Consider the following 15,717-nt stretch of genomic DNA (forward strand, 5'->3'; position numbering starts at 1 on the left):
GACCCAAATCGCGATAGGGATACTTGACTAAATCGCTCATGTATTTATACTTGACAAAACTTGTCGAGAATAGCGGTTCCCCATACATATGAGACTCACCACGAAAGGCCGTTTCGCCGTCACGGCGATGATTGACCTGGCGCTGCGCCAGGAGCAGGGCCCGGTGACGCTTGCGGGTATCAGCCAGCGCCAGCATATCTCCCTGTCGTACCTTGAGCAGCTCTTTGGCAAGCTGCGTCGCCATGAAATCGTCGAGTCCGTGCGCGGACCGGGCGGCGGCTATAACCTTGCCCGCCGTGCCGAAGACGTGACCGTGGCCGACATCATCATCGCGGTGGACGAGCCGCTCGACGCAACTCAATGCGGCGGCAAGGGCTCGTGCGAGGGCACGAAGCAGCACGACGGTCACTGCATGACCCACGAGCTGTGGTCCACGCTGAACCAGAAAATGGTCGAGTACCTGGATTCGGTCTCCCTGAAAGATCTGGTCGATCAGCAGCGTTCGCGCGAAGGCGCGCCGGCCGTCCTGCGCGACAGGCGCAGCGAGGCGCCGGCGGTAGAGCCGGTCCGCGTGGCGCCTAAAGGACCCAATTCCGTTTTCAACATGGCCGGTTCCTGAGGCGCGGCACGACATCACCGCGGCCCATAGCGAATTCAGAAGCCAGAGCACACGACGTCCCCGGAGCGATAGATGAACAACGACATTCCCCACCTGCCCATTTACATGGACTACAGCGCGACGACCCCAGTCGACCCGCGCGTGGTGGACAAGATGATTCCGTATCTGCGCGAGCAGTTCGGCAACCCCGCATCGCGCAGCCACTCGTATGGCTGGACGGCGGAGCGCGCAGTCGAAGAAGCGCGCGAGAACGTCGCGGCGCTGGTCAACGCCGACCCGCGCGAAATCATCTGGACCTCGGGCGCAACCGAGTCGGACAACCTCGCGATCAAGGGCGCCGCGCACTTCTACAAGAGCAAAGGCAAGCACGTCATCACGGTGAAGACCGAGCACAAGGCCGTGCTCGACACCTGCCGCGAACTCGAGCGTGAAGGCTTCGAAGTCACGTATCTGGATGTGAAGGATGACGGTCTGATCGACCTCGAGAAGTTCAAGGCGGCGATTCGCCCGGACACGATCCTCGTGTCGATCATGTCGGTGAACAACGAGATCGGCGTGATTCAGGACATCGAGGCGATCGGCGAGATCACCCGTGAAAAAGGCATTATTTTTCACGTGGACGCGGCGCAGGCCACGGGCAAGATCGAGATCGATTTGCAAAAGCTGAAGGTCGACCTCATGTCGTTCTCGGCGCACAAGACTTATGGCCCGAAGGGCATCGGCGCGTTGTACGTGCGCCGCAAGCCGCGTGTGCGTATCGAGGCGCAAATGCACGGCGGCGGTCACGAGCGCGGCATGCGTTCGGGCACGCTGGCGACGCACCAGATCGTCGGTATGGGCGAAGCATTCCGGCTCGCGCGCGAAGAAATGGCAACGGAAAACGAGCGCATTCGCATGCTGCGCGACCGCTTGCTGCGCGGGCTGTCGGAGATCGAAGAAGTGTATGTGAACGGCGACATGGAAAAGCGTGTGCCGCACAACCTGAACATCAGCTTTAATTTCGTCGAAGGCGAATCGCTGATCATGGCGGTGAAGGACGTGGCGGTGTCGTCGGGTTCGGCGTGTACGTCGGCTTCGCTGGAACCGTCGTATGTGCTGCGCGCGCTCGGCCGTAACGACGAACTGGCGCACAGCTCGATCCGCTTCACGGTGGGCCGCTTCACGACCGAGCAGGACGTCGACTACGTGATCAATCTGTTGAAGACGAAAATTTCGAAGCTGCGCGATCTGTCGCCGCTGTGGGAAATGCATCAGGACGGCATCGACATTTCGACCATTCAGTGGGCAGCGCACTGACGCGCCGGCTGGTCGAATTTGATCGCGCTTTTATCCGATTGGCAGATTGAAACGAATCAAGGAGTGTAATCATGGCTTATAGCGACAAGGTTCTGGATCACTACGAAAACCCGCGCAACGTCGGCTCGTTTGCGAAAGACGACGACACGGTCGGCACCGGCATGGTCGGCGCGCCCGCTTGCGGCGACGTGATGAAGCTGCAGATCCGCGTGGGCGCGGACGGCATCATCGAAGACGCGAAGTTCAAGACGTACGGCTGCGGTTCGGCGATCGCATCTAGCTCGCTCGTCACCGAATGGGTGAAGGGCAAGACGCTCGATCAGGCTATGTCGATCAAGAACACGCAGATCGCCGAAGAACTCGCGTTGCCGCCGGTGAAGATCCACTGCTCGATTCTCGCGGAAGACGCGATCAAGGCTGCGGTCGCCGACTACAAGCAACGTCACGGCGCAGCGGTCGAAGAAAGCGACAAGCAACACGCTTGAAGCTTTGGGTTCGGGAGCGATCGGGTGAAGGGAAGCGGGCGGCGCGGGTACACGCGCCATCAGGCATGAGCGACATTTGATGCAGGCAGGGCAGCGGTGCGTAGGAACGCACCGCGCAATGAGAAACGCTATGGCAATTACGTTGACCCAGAAGGCAGCACAGCACGTCCAGAAGTATCTGACCCGTCGCGGTAAAGGCGTGGGCCTGCGCGTCGGCGTGCGCACCACCGGCTGCTCCGGCTTGGCTTACAAGCTCGAGTACGTGGACGAACTCGCGCCCGAAGACGAGGTGTTCGAATGCAACGGCGTGAAGATCATTGTCGACCCGAAGAGCCTTGCATATATCGACGGAACCGAACTCGATTTCGCGCGCGAAGGGCTGAACGAAGGCTTCAAGTTCAATAACCCGAATGTGAAAGACGAGTGCGGCTGCGGCGAGTCGTTCCGCGTCTAACTCGAACACTTCCGCGTGCAGCGGACCAAAGGCGGCGTGGGCCGCCTTTTTAGTTTGCTCCGCGATTTCGCGTGAGGTGCAGCCCTGTTGACCGGCTACGCTCTCGACCTCCGCTCAAATGCGCTTTTCTCGACGGAATTTTTTGATCCGATGGTCTCGCTGAAAGATAGCCACTTCGACCTGTTTGGTCTCCCTGCGCGATTCGCGCTCGATTCGGCTGCGCTCGATCACGCATATCGCACGGTCCAGGCGCAAGTGCATCCAGACCGCTTCGCGGCAGCCGGCGACGCACAAAAGCGCATCGCGATGCAATGGGCGACGCGCACGAACGAGGCGTATCAAACGCTGCGCGATCCGTTAAAGCGCGCGACGTACCTGCTGCATCTGCGTGGCATCGACGTCGGCGCGCACGACAACACCGCAATGGAGCCGGCGTTTCTGATGCAGCAGATGGAGTGGCGTGAAGGCATTGAAGACGCCGCCGCGGCAAAGAACGTCGACGCGCTCGACGCCTTGCTCATCGAATTGCGCGACGAAGAACGCGTGCGTATCGAGAAGCTCGGCGCGTTGCTCGACAGCGGCGTAAATCAGGCGGCGGGCGAGGCGGTGCGGCAGTTGATGTTTATCGAACGGGTGGCGGCGGAAATCGGCACGCAGATCGAGCGGCTCGAGAACTAGGCGGCTCGTTTGCAGCGTCGCATCGCAGCGGTGCAAAGCGGCATTGGCATTACATCCAGCAACGCAATTTCAGGACGGAGTCTGACGGCTCCGAGAAGATCCAGATGGCCTTACTGCAAATCTCCGAACCCGGCATGGCGCCGGCGCCTCATCAGCGGCGTCTGGCGGTCGGTATCGACCTCGGCACGACCAACTCCCTCGTCGCCGCCGTGCGCAGCGGTGTGCCCGATGTGCTGCCCGACGAAGACGGCCATGTGCTGCTGCCCTCCGTGGTGCGTTATCTGGAGAAGGGCGGCCGCCGTATCGGCCGCGCGGCCAAGGCCGAGGCGGCGACCGATCCGCGCAACACGATCGTCTCCGTCAAGCGTTTCATGGGACGCGGCAAGGCGGAAGTGGAGGGTGCCGAAAACGCGCCCTACGATTTCATCGACGCGCCCGGCATGGTGCAGATCCGTACCGTCGACGGTGTGAAGAGTCCGGTCGAAGTATCGGCGGAGATTCTCGCGACGCTGCGCCAGCGCGCCGAAGACACGCTTGGCGACGAACTGGTTGGCGCGGTGATCACGGTGCCCGCTTACTTCGACGAAGCCCAGCGCCAGGCGACCAAGGACGCCGCGCGTCTGGCCGGCCTGAACGTGCTGCGCCTGTTGAACGAGCCGACCGCGGCCGCGATTGCCTACGGCCTCGACAACGGCTCGGAAGGCTTGTACGCCGTCTACGATCTCGGCGGCGGCACCTTCGACCTGTCGATTCTCAAGCTCACGAAAGGCGTGTTCGAAGTGCTCGCGGCGGGCGGCGACTCGGCGCTCGGCGGCGACGATTTCGACCACGCGCTGTATCGCCATGTGCTGGAGCAGGCCGGCATCGCGCCGAAAACGCTCGCGCCCGAAGACGTGCGGCTGCTGCTCGACAGCGTTCGCACGACCAAGGAGGCGTTGTCGGACGCGCCCGAGGCAACCCTCGCCGTGACGCTTTCCAGCGGCACCAGGATCGATCTGACGATCGAGGAGGCCACTTTCGAGGCCATCACTCAGGCGCTCGTGCAACGCACGCTCGGCCCGACGAAAAAGGCGTTGCGCGACGCCAAGGTTACAACCAAAGAGATCAAGGGCGTCGTGCTGGTGGGTGGCGCGACGCGCATGCCGGTGATTCGCCGCGCGGTCGAATCGTTCTTCGGCCAGCCGCCGCTCATCAATCTCGATCCCGACCAGGTCGTCGCGCTGGGCGCCGCAATCCAGGCCGACCTGCTCGCTGGCAACCGCGGCGCGGACGGCGACGACTGGCTGTTGCTCGACGTGATTCCGCTGTCGCTCGGCGTCGAGACAATGGGCGGTCTGACCGAGAAAATCATCCTGCGCAATTCGACGATTCCGGTCGCGCGCGCGCAGGATTTCACCACGTTCAAGGACGGCCAGACGGCGATGGCGATCCACGTCGTGCAAGGCGAGCGCGAACTCGTCAGCGACTGCCGCTCGCTCGCGCGTTTCGAGCTGCGCGGCATTCCGCCGATGGCGGCCGGCGCGGCGCGCATCCGCGTGACCTATCAGGTGGACGCGGACGGCCTGTTGTCCGTGTTTGCACGCGAGCTCGGCTCGGGCGTGGAGGCGTCGGTGGTCGTGAAGCCGTCGTACGGTCTCGCCGACGACGACATCGCCAGAATGCTCGAAGACAGCTTCTCCACCGCTGAAGTCGACATGCGCGCCCGAGCGCTGCGCGAGGCGCAGGTCGAAGCGCGGCGTCTCGTCGAAGCGACCGACGCGGCGCTCGCCGCCGACGCCGAACTGCTCGACGACAGCGAGCGCGCGGAACTCGACGCGCTGCTCACCGCCTTGCGCAATGTCGCGCAGAGCGACGACGTGGACGCGATCGAAGCAGCAACCAGAAAACTCGCCGAAGGCACCGACGAATTCGCCGCCCGCCGCATGAACAAGGGCATTCGCCGCGCGCTGGCCGGCCGCAAGCTCGACGAGATCTGAAGCTCGCGCCGCATGCGTTGACAGCATCGGCAAGCGGCAGCAAGCGGCAGCTCGCCGCAGAAACAGAAGCGCGCCGCGCGGACTTAAAAACTCCGCGTGGCGCCAGTAAAATGGCGCGAACCTGGTAGAGGCCGCGCCTCGGACCCAAACGGAAAATGTATGCCTCAAATCGTTGTGCTGCCTCACGTCGAACTGTGCCCGGAAGGCGCGGTGATCGAAGCCGTGCCCGGCAAGAGCATTTGCGACAACCTGCTCGATAACGGCATCGAAATCGAGCATGCCTGCGAGAAGTCGTGCGCCTGCACGACCTGTCACGTGATCGTGCGTGAGGGTTTCGCCGCCTTGACGCCGTCCGAGGAAGACGAGGACGATCTGCTGGACAAGGCGTGGGGGCTCGAGCCGGCTTCGCGTCTGTCGTGCCAGGCGGTTGTGCCGGCCGAGCAGGACCTGGTCGTCGAAATCCCGCGTTACTCGATCAATCACGCGAAGGAAAACCACTAACAGGAGGACGCAGCCATGAAGTGGACCGATACGCAAGACATCGCGATGGCCCTGACCGACAAGCATCAGGACGTCGATCCGCAGCAAGTGCGCTTCACCGACTTGCACCGCTGGGTCACCGAACTGGAAGGATTCGACGACGATCCGAACCGGTCGAACGAAAAGATCCTCGAGGCGATCCAGGCTGCATGGATCGAAGACGCGGATTACTGAGTTTGCGAGGCGGCTTGCGCTGATGCGGCTGCGGTAAAGAAAAAGGCGGTTCCATTGGAATCGCCTTTTTTATGCACGTCAGATCAGATGCGCAGGGTCAGTCCGCCACGAGCGTGCCGTTCTGCACACGAACGCGCTGTCCCTGCTGGAACGGCGGCGCTTCGTGATACGTGAAGTAGCGCGTCTTGCCGTTTTCCATTCGCACCCGCACCGAATACGACGTCGTGCTGCGGATATGCTTTTCGACTGAATTGCCGGCAAGGCCGCCGCCGAGCGCGCCGAGCAGTGTCATTGCAGTACGCCCATTGCCGCTGCCGAACTGATTGCCGACCACGCCGCCCGCCACCGCGCCGCCGACCGCGCCAATGCCGGTCCCATGACCTTCCTGACGCGCTTCGGAAATTGCGACGACCGTGCCGCAACTCGCGCAGTAGGCCGGTTGCGTCGGCTGCTGCTGAACATATCGCGGCGCGGGCTGTGCCTGTTGCTGTTGCGCGTACTGTTGCTGCGCGGGAGACGGTGCCGGCGCGCGCTGGGGCTGCGCTTCGGCTTGCTGCGGCGCGGGCTGCTGGACGATCTGACCGGAACTCTGCTGCGCCGACGGGTTGGCCGGGGCCGCCGAATCGACCACCGCTGGCTGGCCGCTTTGTGGCAGGACCTGCGCCGCCTGCGTCTGGCCGGTGGGCTCGCCGGTGCTGGACGCCTTGGGGAACATGCCTGTGATTGCCGCCGTCGCGACGAGGCTCGCGATAATGACAGCGCCCGCGGCAGTCGCGACGAGCGGATGGAGCCGCCGCTGGGATGTCGGCGGCGTTGGGTTCTGCGCCACTGGCGTGGCGGGTTGCGTGTTGGGTCTATCCATCTTCGCCTCCGTCTTTGGCAGAGTGACTTGTAATGAGACCAAGTCTCCGCGAAATCGATCCACGGGACGTTTCGAATTGTAACGATTTGCCGGAAACGGCGCTTTCCGGTACGTACCGCGGCGGCGCTTTTACCAATGGTTACAACGTCTAGCCAACGCAGTGCCTACCCCCGCACAACGCAAAACGCACAACGCACAACGCCCGGCATCAGAGCCGGGCGTTTCCAAAGGAAACCGCGTAATGCTCAGTCTTCGCGACGCAGATGCGGGAACAGAATCACGTCGCGGATGCTGGGGCTGTCAGTGAGCATCATAACCAGACGGTCAATGCCAATACCGCAGCCGCCCGCCGGCGGCATGCCGTATTCGAGCGCGCGGATATAGTCGGCGTCGTAGAACATGGCTTCTTCGTCGCCGGCGTCTTTCTGGTCGACCTGCTTCTTGAAGCGCGCCGCCTGGTCTTCCGGATCGTTCAGCTCCGAGAAGCCGTTGGCGATTTCGCGGCCGGTAATGAACAGCTCGAATCGCTCGGTGATGCCTTCCACCTTGTCCGATGCGCGCGCGAGCGGCGACACCTCGACCGGATAGTCGATGATGTATGTCGGCTCCCACAGTTGCGACTCGGCGGTCTCTTCGAACAGCGCCAGTTGCAGCGAGCCCACGCCCGCATTCAGGAACTGCGGCTGCGACGCGTCCACGCCGAACTTCTTCAGTTCCGTGCGAAGGAACGCGCTGTCGGCTAGCTGCTCGTTCGTGTATTGCGGTGCGTACTTCTGGATAGCCTGGTTGATCGTCAAACGGTGGAACGGCTTCGCCAGATCGAGTTCGCGCCCTTGGTACGTGATCGTCGCGGTACCCAATGCGTCGATCGCGGCCTGGCGGATCAACTGCTCGGTGAAATCCATCACCCACTTGTAATCGGTGTACGCCGCGTAGAACTCGATCATCGTGAATTCCGGGTTGTGGCGCACGGAGACGCCCTCATTGCGGAAGTTACGGTTGATCTCGAACACGCGCTCGAAGCCGCCCACCACCAGCCGCTTCAGATACAGCTCAGGCGCGATGCGCAGAAACATCTGCATGTCGAGCGCATTGTGGTGCGTGGTGAACGGCTTGGCCGCCGCGCCACCGGGAATGGGGTGGAGCATTGGCGTTTCGACTTCCATGAAGTCGGCGTCGGCCATGAATTTGCGGATCGACGAAATCGCCTTGGTACGCGCGACGAACGTCTTGCGCGTTTCCGGCGTGACGATCAGATCCACGTAGCGCTGGCGATACTTCATCTCCTGGTCCGACAGACCGTGGAACTTGTCCGGCAGCGGACGCAGCGACTTCGACAGCAGGCGCAGTTCGGTACAGCGCACGGAGAGCTCGCCCTTGTTGGTGCGAAACAGCACGCCGCGCGCCGCGACGATGTCGCCCATGTCCCACTTCTTGAAGGCGTCGTAGGTTTGCTGACCGACGTCGGCCGCTGTGATGAAGAACTGGATCTGCCCCGAGCCGTCGCGCACGGTCGCAAAGCTTGCCTTGCCCATCACGCGCTTGAGCATCATGCGGCCGGCAATCGCTACTTCGAGCGGGTTTGCCTCGAGCGCTTCCTTGTCGGTTTGCTCGAACTGCGATTGCAGATCTTGCGCATGATGCGTGGGACGGAAATCGTTCGGATAGGCGACGCCTTGCTCACGCACCTCGCGCAGCTTTTCGCGGCGCTCGGCGATGATCTTGTTGTCGTCCACCTCGGGCACGACGCTCGGCTGGGCCGCATCTGGCTGGACCGTATTGGGCTGGATCGGTTCGTTCATGATGGTTTGGTATTCGTGGTCCGCAATAGGTGGTCCGCATTCGGTGGCCGGCTTGCGGACAGCCAGTTGGTGACAGACCTCAGGCGGTAAAAAGATACGGCGCGGCGCGGCGTTGCGTGCCGTACCGCGCCGGTCGTACTCAGACGCCTTGTTTCAGGCTCGCGCTGATAAACGGATCGAGATCGCCGTCGAGCACGCTCTTCGTATTGCTGATTTCGACGTTGGTGCGCAGGTCCTTGATACGGCTGTTGTCCAGCACGTACGAGCGGATCTGGTGACCCCAACCCACGTCGGTCTTGCCCGCTTCGAGCTTGTCCTGCTCGGCCTGACGCTTGCGGATCTCCGCTTCGTACAGACGCGATTTCAGCATGGCCATTGCTTCGGCGCGGTTGCGGTGCTGCGAGCGGTCGTTCTGGCACTGCACGACGATGCCCGACGGAATGTGCGTGATACGCACCGCTGAGTCAGTCTTGTTGATGTGCTGACCGCCCGCGCCGGACGCGCGGTACGTGTCGATCCGCAGATCGGCCGGGTTGATATCCACCTCGATCGAATCGTCGACTTCCGGATACACGAACACCGACGAAAACGACGTATGACGCCCGCCCGACGAGTCGAACGGCGACTTGCGCACGAGGCGGTGCACGCCGGTTTCGGTGCGCAGGAAGCCGTAAGCGTATTCGCCTTCGATCTTGATCGTGGCGTTCTTGATGCCCGCGACGTCGCCGTCGGTCTGCTCCAGCACTTCCGTCTTGAAGCCCTTGCGTTCGCAGTAGCGCAGGTACTGGCGCAGCAGCATGGACGCCCAGTCGCACGCCTCGGTGCCGCCCGCGCCGGCCTGGATGTCCAGAAACGCGTTGTTCGGGTCGGCCGGATTCGCGAACATGCGGCGAAACTCCATGTCGGCGACGCGCTGTTCGAGCGCTTGTGCGTCCGTTTCGCAGGCGATCAGCGTTTCGTCGTCGCCTTCTTCACGCGCCATGTCGAACAGGTCTTGCGCGTCGCGCAAGTCGTTGTCGAGCGACGTGAGTTTGCCGACGGTGTCGTCGAGCAGTTTCTTCTCCCGGCCTAGCGCCTGGGCGTGTTTCGAGTCGTTCCAGACGTCCGGGTCTTCGAGTTCCCGGTTGACTTCGATTAGACGCAGTGCTTTGTCGTCGTAGTCAAAGATACCCCCGTAGGTCGGCCGCGCGCGTGCGCAGGTCCGCCAGAGAGGCTTCGATCGCGTTGAGACGTTCCGCTTCCATGTCGATCTTTTATAGCTTCGTAAAAAGGTGAAATTATAGCCGATCGGCGTGCCGCGCCGCAGGCGCATCGGCGATCCGGCGTGTGTTTGGGATTGATTTTGCAGCGATTTTCGACGCCGCGGCGGGTTCGCGCAGCGGCGTCGGCGAAGCCGTTAAAGGCGCTCTAGCTCGCCGCGTGCTCGACGATCAGCTGCACGCGCGAGACGCCGTTCCACGTGTCGCTCGCAAGCCGGTACGCCACCGTGGTGCGCGCGGGCAGCGTGTCGGTGTGATTGAACCAGATTGCGTTGAAGCGCTGGCGGCCGCGCATCAGCTGCAGCTTCAGGTGCTTGTCCTTCACGAGAGCCTGCGACGCGACGTCGAATTCGCCCGAAAACACCGGCGCCGGAAAGCCTTGGCCCCAGACGGCCGCGTCGAGCATTTCGACGAACTGCGGCGTGAAATACGCGTCTTCCAGTTCGCCGTCGGTTTCGACGGTGCGCGAGAGCGCGTCGTCGGTGAGCCACTCGCGGCCGACCGCTTCGAACGCGGCCGTGAAGCGCGGCACGTCGGCGGCGGCGAGCGTCAGGCCCGCCGCCATCGCGTGGCCGCCGAATTTGACGATCATGCCGGGCTCGCGCTTCGAAATCAGATCGAGCGCGTCGCGCAGATGGAAGCCCGCGATCGAGCGCCCCGAGCCTTTGACGAGTTGGCCGCTGTCGTCGGCGAGTGCGAACGTGAACGAAGGCCGGTGAAATTTCTCTTTCAGCCGTCCCGCCACGATGCCGATCACGCCCTGGTGCCAGGCCGGATTGAACAGCGTGATGGTGGCCGCGCCGTCGGGGTCGATCGACGAGAGGTCGTCGAGCGCCTGTTGCTGCATGCCCGCTTCGATTTCGCGGCGCTCGCGGTTCATCGTATCGAGCTGTTGCGCGAGTTCCCACGCGCGGCCGACGTCGTCGGTCGTCAGGCATTCGATACCGAGCGACATATCCGACAGGCGTCCCGCCGCATTCAGCCGCGGGCCGAGCGCGAAGCCGAGGTCGAAGCCGGACGCGTTGCGGGCGTCGCGCGCGGCGGCGCGAAAAAGGGCGGCGACGCCAGGCTGCATCTTGCCTTTGCGGATGCGTTGCAAACCTTGCGCGACCAGCACGCGGTTGTTGCCGTCGAGTTTCACGACGTCCGCGACGGTGCCGAGCGCGACCAGATCCAGCAGGCCGTCAAGGCGCGGCTCCGGGAAATCGTCGCCGAACGCGCCGCGGCGGCGCAATTCGGCGCGCAGCGCGAGCAGCACGTAAAACATCACGCCGACACCCGCGATGCACTTGCTCGGAAACTCGCAGCCCGGCTGGTTCGGATTGACGATCGCGCGGGCAGCGGGCAACTGGTCGCCGGGCAGGTGGTGATCGGTGACGAGCACGTCGATCCCAAGAGCGTTGGCTGCCTCGACGCCGTCCACGCTCGCAATGCCGTTGTCGACCGTAAGCAGCAGGTCGGGCTTGCCCGATGCGTTGCGCGCGGCCAGCGCGACGATCTCGGGCGTGAGGCCGTAGCCGTATTCGAAGCGGTTCGGGACCAGATAGTCGATCTGACCGCCGAACATGCGCAGCCCGCGCACCGCGACGGCGCAGGCGGTGGCGCCGTCGCAATCGTAGTCGGCCACGACCAGCATGCGACGCTTTTGCTGGATCGCGTCGGCGAGCAGCGCGGCGGCGTCTTCGCAGCCTTTCAGCGCGGCGGGCGGCACGAGGCGCGCGAGTCCGGTTTCGATTTCATCGGGCAGGCACACGCCGCGCGCCGCATACAGGCGCGCGAGTACCGGATGCAGGCCGTGGCGCACGAGAATTTCGGCGTCGACAGGAGAACAGGCGCGCGTAACGATTCGGGTCATTCTGAAAGGCCGTCTGTATGGTCGGTCATGCAATCGATCATTCGATGAAAAGCGAGGCGAGCAGGCGCCGTCGCCAGAATTTGCGCAAATCGCCGCGCGTGATGCTGAGCGTGACGGAGCCGGTGTCGCCGCACAAGGTCAGGCCGAGCTCGGCAAGTGCACCGGATTGCAGTGCTGCGAGCGCCGGTTCGAACCAGTCGCCTTGCAGCGCCGCGAAGGCCGCGTTCCAGCGCGCCCAGTCCTGTTCGATGTACGGCGCGGAGAACGGGTCGAGCTCCACGAGTGTGGTGTTTCGCGCGTGCGCTGCGGTGTGCCGCTCATCGTTCGCGGCGCCGCTCGAACGGGTTGTGGTTTCGCCGCCTACGTTGGCGCCGCGGCGCTCTGCCAGCGACGACAGCGACGACAGCGCCGCGAAGGAAGCGGGCGGTGCGCCGACTGGAACGCCAGCTGTGATTGCGAGGCCGCGCGTCGCGGCGGCGTCTGAAAAAACGCGCGAGAACGGGCTGCGCACAGGCCGCGCCGCGCCTTGTGCGTGAAACCAGATAGAGTTGACGGCGGGCAGGCCGCGCGCCTCGCGCGCTTCGTTCACGGGGTGCTCGAACCAGGCCATCTGCACTTCGTTCTGCAGCTTCATCCATGCACGCGAACGCTCACCGGAATGCGCTTCGTGCGGCAACCAGATTTCGATGTTGCGGCCGCTCGCGCGCAACGGCGATGCACCGGCCAGCGTGCCGAAGCCGTCGCCCGACAGGTACCAGCGCGCGGGCTTCGGCGCCTCGATGCGCACGCCGAGCTCTTCGATCAGGGGACGGGCCACCGCGAGCAGCGCGCTCGCTTCTTCATCGGACAGATCGAGCGACGTCGGATCGATCAGCACCAGATGGTCATGCGCGATGCGCACGTGCACCGGCTGCACGCATGCCCACGTGGCGTCGCCGGGATCGCCGCCGTCGGCGCGCAGCATGTAGGGCGCAAGTGGGGCCTCGTCGGCGGCTGCGGAGCCGCTTGCGCCACTGCCGCTCGGCGTGCGTGTCGCGCCCGCCACGCCCGTCGAGGTGGCCGAGGTGGCCGGTAGCGCGCCGAACTGACGCGCGATCCAGCGTTCGTGCGGCAGCGTGCGCTGGAAATCCTCGCCGATCACGCGCTCAACGAGCGTCGCACGCGCGACCAGCCGGTCGAGGGCGGGGCTGCGGATGTCGTGCAGGGCGGTGGAGGCCTCGGCTGCGGCGGGCAGCGCGAAAGGAAGCAGAAGATGGAGGCGGTCGGCGTGCATGATGCTGCGCATTGTAGGGCAAAGCGCGCGGCGGTTTCGATAGACGCGCCCGGTTGGCGCGGGTCGGCAATGGGTCACCGGCGCGGCGGCAGTTCCGCCGGGCAGTCCGCGCAGCGGTCCCGCAGCAGTCTCTCCAGCGGTCCCGCTAGCCGTCCCACCGGCAGTCCGTTTATGCGGCGGCGCGGCATTGTATGGCAAACTTCGCGCTTGGTTGACGGTGGCGGCATCGGCAATGCGGGGCGGGTTTGCGCCGCAACGTCGGACCGGAACCATCCGGATTGCCGCGACACCAATGATCAGGACACCCGGGCCGCATTCGCGACGCGACGGCAGGCGCAACGGCAGGCATAGGGCCGGACGCGTCGCCGGACACATCGCCAGACGCAAGACACCGCTCGCGGGCCGGGTAGCCGAAGAACGCAGAAAAGGACTCGCTTGAAATTTCCCTACGAATGGCAGATCGGCTGGCGCTACACCCGCGCCGGCAAACGCACGACCGGCAACGGCTTCATCTCCTTCATCGCACTGGTTTCAATGTCGGGCATCGCGCTCGGCGTGGCGGCGCTGATCGTGGTGCTGTCGGTCATGAACGGCTTCCAGAAAGAAGTGCGCGACCGCATGCTGTCGGTGCTCGCGCACGTCGAAATCTTTTCGCCGACCGGGTCGATGCCTAACTGGCAACTCACGGCCCAGGAAGCGCGCCAGAACAAGGAAGTGATCGGCGCCGCGCCTTATGTGGAAGCGCAGGCGCTGCTCACGCGCCAGGACGCAGTCAGCGGCGTCGCGTTGCGCGGCGTGGAGCCGACGCTCGAGCCGCAGGTGTCCGACATCGGCAAGGAGATGAAAGGCGGCAAGCTCACTGATCTCGTGCCCGGCGACTTCGGCATCGTGCTGGGCGCGGACCTCGCGACCAATCTCGGCGTGGCCGTCAACGACAAGATCACGCTGGTCGCGCCCGAAGGCACCATTACGCCGGCCGGCATGCTGCCGCGCCTGAAGCAGTTCACGGTGGTAGGCATCTTCGAGTCGGGGCATTACGAGTACGACAGCACGCTCGCGCTGATCAATATCGAGGACGCACAGGCGCTGTTCCGGCTGCCCGCGCCGACCGGCGTGCGGCTGCGCCTGACCGACATGCAGCGTGCGCCGGAAGTCGCGCATCAGCTTGCGCGCAGCCTGTCTGGCGACCTGTATATCCGCGACTGGACGCAGCAGAACAAGACCTGGTTCTCGGCGGTGCAGATTGAAAAACGCATGATGTTCATCATCCTCACGCTGATCATCGCGGTTGCGGCGTTCAATCTCGTGTCGTCGCTCGTAATGACGGTGACCAACAAGCAGGCCGACATCGCGATTCTGCGCACGCTCGGCGCGCAGCCCGGCTCGATCATGAAGATTTTCGTCGTGCAGGGCGTGACGATCGGCTTTATCGGCACAGCAACCGGCGTCGCGCTGGGCTGCCTGATCGCGTGGAGCATTCCATGGCTCGTGCCGATGATCGAGCATATGATCGGCGTGCAGTTCTTGCCGCCGTCGGTGTATTTCATCAGCGAGCTGCCGTCCGAACTGATTCCCGCCGACGTCGCGCGAATCGGCATCATCGCGTTCCTGATGTCGGCGGTGGCGACGCTTTACCCGAGCTGGCGCGGTGCCAAAGTTCGTCCCGCGGAGGCGCTGCGCTATGAATGACCGTTCCGCAACTCTACCCATGGCCGCTCAGGAACTGACGCAGCATCCCTACGTGCTGGAAGCTACCGGCATTTCGAAGTCGTTCGTGCAAGGCGGTCTGAATGTGCAGGTGCTCAACAACGCCGAACTGAGCGTGCGGCGCGGCGAGAAACTCGCGATTGTCGGTGCGTCCGGTTCCGGCAAGAGCACGCTGTTGCATGTGCTCGGCGGCTTGGACGATCCAAGCGCCGGTCACGTCTCAGTGATGGGCAAGCCGTTCACGAAGCTCTCCGAACGCGAACGCAACGACTTGCGCAATCGCGCGCTCGGTTTCGTGTACCAGTTCCATCATCTGCTGCCGGAGTTTTCCGCACTCGATAACGTCGCAATGCCGTTGCGGATCCGCCGCATGACGACCGAAGCGTCGCGCCGCGAAGCGCTCGCGGTGCTGGAGCGCGTCGGCATGGCGCATCGCGCGAAACATCGGCCGGGCGAACTGTCGGGTGGCGAGCGTCAGCGTGTGGCGATAGCCCGGGCGCTGGTCACGAAGCCGGCATGCGTGCTCGCCGACGAACCCACCGGCAATCTGGACGGCGGCACTGCGGACACGGTCTTCAATCTGATGCTCGAACTGTCCCGAACGCTCGAAACGAGTTTCGTGATCGTCACTCACGACCCCGAACTGGCCGGGCGGTGCGACCGCATCATGCGACTGCGCGAAGGGATTTTGCATGAGGAGCCGCCGGTTCCGGTGTGACGGCGGCGAAGCGGCATCG

The 15,717-nt window shown here is 63.9% G+C and carries 15 protein-coding genes; 10 read left to right on the plus strand and 5 right to left on the minus strand.

The window, feature by feature from the left end:
* Positions 1-88 precede the first annotated feature (88 nt).
* The 8 genes from iscR (at position 89) to iscX (ending at position 6,222) form a co-directional block, all read left to right on the plus strand.
* Positions 89-619 (plus strand): Fe-S cluster assembly transcriptional regulator IscR, encoded by a 531-nt coding sequence (gene iscR / locus RW095_RS25260; RefSeq protein WP_006051269.1) that lies wholly within the window; start codon positions 89-91, stop codon positions 617-619.
* Between the two features lie 72 nt (positions 620-691).
* Positions 692-1,915, plus strand: coding sequence for an IscS subfamily cysteine desulfurase (locus RW095_RS25265; protein ID WP_128591887.1), 1,224 nt, complete (start codon positions 692-694; stop codon positions 1,913-1,915).
* Positions 1,916-1,986: 71 nt separating this feature from the next.
* The gene (gene iscU, locus RW095_RS25270) at positions 1,987-2,400 is read left to right on the plus strand and encodes a Fe-S cluster assembly scaffold IscU (RefSeq protein WP_020065505.1); all 414 of its coding nucleotides are present in this window, start codon (positions 1,987-1,989) and stop codon (positions 2,398-2,400) included.
* A 130-nt stretch (positions 2,401-2,530) separates the two neighbouring features.
* Positions 2,531-2,854 (plus strand): iron-sulfur cluster assembly protein IscA, encoded by a 324-nt coding sequence (gene iscA, locus RW095_RS25275; protein WP_102630760.1) that lies wholly within the window; start codon positions 2,531-2,533, stop codon positions 2,852-2,854.
* A 150-nt stretch (positions 2,855-3,004) separates the two neighbouring features.
* A complete protein-coding gene (gene hscB, locus RW095_RS25280; protein ID WP_317021621.1) occupies positions 3,005-3,532 on the plus strand; it encodes a Fe-S protein assembly co-chaperone HscB in 528 nt (175 codons plus the stop codon).
* 104 nt (positions 3,533-3,636) lie between these two features.
* Positions 3,637-5,508: a Fe-S protein assembly chaperone HscA gene (hscA, locus tag RW095_RS25285; RefSeq protein WP_317021622.1), complete on the plus strand. Its 1,872-nt coding sequence runs from the start codon at positions 3,637-3,639 to the stop codon at positions 5,506-5,508.
* Between the two features lie 159 nt (positions 5,509-5,667).
* The gene (gene fdx, locus RW095_RS25290; RefSeq protein WP_128592140.1) at positions 5,668-6,009 is read left to right on the plus strand and encodes an ISC system 2Fe-2S type ferredoxin; all 342 of its coding nucleotides are present in this window, start codon (positions 5,668-5,670) and stop codon (positions 6,007-6,009) included.
* Positions 6,010-6,024: 15 nt separating this feature from the next.
* Positions 6,025-6,222: a Fe-S cluster assembly protein IscX gene (gene iscX / locus RW095_RS25295; protein ID WP_013588918.1), complete on the plus strand. Its 198-nt coding sequence runs from the start codon at positions 6,025-6,027 to the stop codon at positions 6,220-6,222.
* Positions 6,223-6,319: 97 nt separating this feature from the next.
* Here iscX and RW095_RS25300 read toward each other — a convergent pair whose 3' ends face one another.
* The 5 genes from RW095_RS25300 to RW095_RS25320 form a co-directional block, all read right to left on the minus strand.
* The gene (locus RW095_RS25300) at positions 6,320-7,084 is read right to left on the minus strand and encodes a glycine zipper 2TM domain-containing protein (RefSeq protein ID WP_317021623.1); all 765 of its coding nucleotides are present in this window, start codon (positions 7,082-7,084) and stop codon (positions 6,320-6,322) included.
* Between the two features lie 245 nt (positions 7,085-7,329).
* Positions 7,330-8,886, minus strand: a complete 1,557-nt coding sequence (gene lysS, locus RW095_RS25305) for a lysine--tRNA ligase (RefSeq protein WP_317021624.1) — start codon at positions 8,884-8,886, stop codon at positions 7,330-7,332.
* Between the two features lie 139 nt (positions 8,887-9,025).
* Positions 9,026-10,130 (minus strand): peptide chain release factor 2 gene (gene prfB, locus RW095_RS25310; protein WP_317021625.1). Its coding sequence is split into 2 segments (ribosomal slippage): positions 9,026-10,048 and positions 10,050-10,130, totalling 1,104 coding nucleotides; the frame shifts between segments, so codons are not numbered across the junction.
* Positions 10,131-10,293: 163 nt separating this feature from the next.
* Complete coding sequence (gene recJ, locus RW095_RS25315) at positions 10,294-12,000, minus strand: single-stranded-DNA-specific exonuclease RecJ (protein ID WP_317021626.1); 1,707 nt, start codon at positions 11,998-12,000, stop codon at positions 10,294-10,296.
* A 37-nt stretch (positions 12,001-12,037) separates the two neighbouring features.
* On the minus strand, positions 12,038-13,285 hold the full coding sequence (locus RW095_RS25320) for a regulator (protein ID WP_317021627.1): 1,248 nt from the start codon (positions 13,283-13,285) through the stop codon (positions 12,038-12,040).
* A gap of 423 nt (positions 13,286-13,708) precedes the next feature.
* Here RW095_RS25320 and RW095_RS25325 point away from each other — a divergent pair, with 423 nt between their 5' ends.
* Positions 13,709-14,962 (plus strand): lipoprotein-releasing ABC transporter permease subunit, encoded by a 1,254-nt coding sequence (locus tag RW095_RS25325; protein WP_317021628.1) that lies wholly within the window; start codon positions 13,709-13,711, stop codon positions 14,960-14,962.
* Positions 14,955-15,698, plus strand: a complete 744-nt coding sequence (lolD, locus tag RW095_RS25330) for a lipoprotein-releasing ABC transporter ATP-binding protein LolD (protein ID WP_317021629.1) — start codon at positions 14,955-14,957, stop codon at positions 15,696-15,698. The genes RW095_RS25325 and lolD overlap by 8 nt, the downstream gene beginning before the upstream one ends.
* Positions 15,699-15,717 lie beyond the last annotated feature (19 nt).

Origin of the sequence: Paraburkholderia kirstenboschensis (assembly GCF_032806925.1) — a bacterium.
Classification (GTDB): Bacteria; Pseudomonadota; Gammaproteobacteria; order Burkholderiales; family Burkholderiaceae; genus Paraburkholderia; species Paraburkholderia kirstenboschensis.